The sequence below is a fragment of the Bartonella sp. AP150HLJHH genome (assembly GCF_042196385.1).
Classification (GTDB): Bacteria; Pseudomonadota; Alphaproteobacteria; order Rhizobiales; family Rhizobiaceae; genus Bartonella.
On record NZ_JBHIQC010000118.1, the window covers coordinates 1 to 744 of the forward strand.

The following is a 744-nucleotide window of genomic DNA, read 5'->3' on the forward strand; positions in this document are numbered from 1 at the left end:
TTCCGTAATTCATCACTGGGCTGAACCTAAAAAAGGATTACAGGAGTTGTGCTGTGTTTTAGATCGCGGCGGTCGTATTATCATCCACGACCCCCTAGCTGATTCAGAAGAAACAGCACTGGGTATTTTTAACCAATCACGTCGTGAATGCGGTGTGGCAGCTATGTCCACAGAAGAAAAATTTACATTACAGTGACACGTGGAGAAGGTCTAGCAGCTCTGGGTTGTGCAATTTTCATTAAAAAGGTCTGAGTTATCATGGATTATTTCTGTGCTGAAATGTATGCAAAAATGCAACCACGTATAACGGCAATAACTGGCTGCCATGCACTCGATTACATTGCTTTCCGCGATTTGGTTAGGATAAGTACACGCGTTTATTCGACCACTGGTGATAGTGGTTCTTTGACTCAAGTGGACTCTGCGGGTGAACACTTACCGATGCTGATTAGTGCTACAAGTGGCATCACTGGGGCGATGAAAATGGCCAACGTTCGTTTAAAATTCTGTAAGGAAGGGATCAGCTCATCAGAGCGCAATTTAATTCGTAACCTGCGCGCGCGGCAGGTTTTTTCCCCAAGGGATGTTGTTGGCAACCTGTTTACGATTAATCTGTTTTCATCTTTACACTACTTGGCGTGTGAAATTTTAAAAAATTGCCGTGCACATGTTGTGCCGGTTGGCGATATTGCTCTGCTGCTGAAGAGTCATTTCGAGTTTCTGGCTGAAATACGGCTCTCGGTA

The 744-nt window shown here is 44.5% G+C and carries 1 protein-coding gene and 1 pseudogene; both read left to right on the forward strand.

Annotated elements, in window-relative coordinates:
* On the forward strand, positions 1–196 hold a 196-nt coding region (locus ACFING_RS09985), incomplete at its 5' end, for a hypothetical protein (RefSeq protein ID WP_375630818.1).
* Between the two features lie 62 nt (positions 197–258).
* Positions 259–744: pseudogene (locus ACFING_RS09990) on the forward strand (hypothetical protein); the annotation flags it as partial.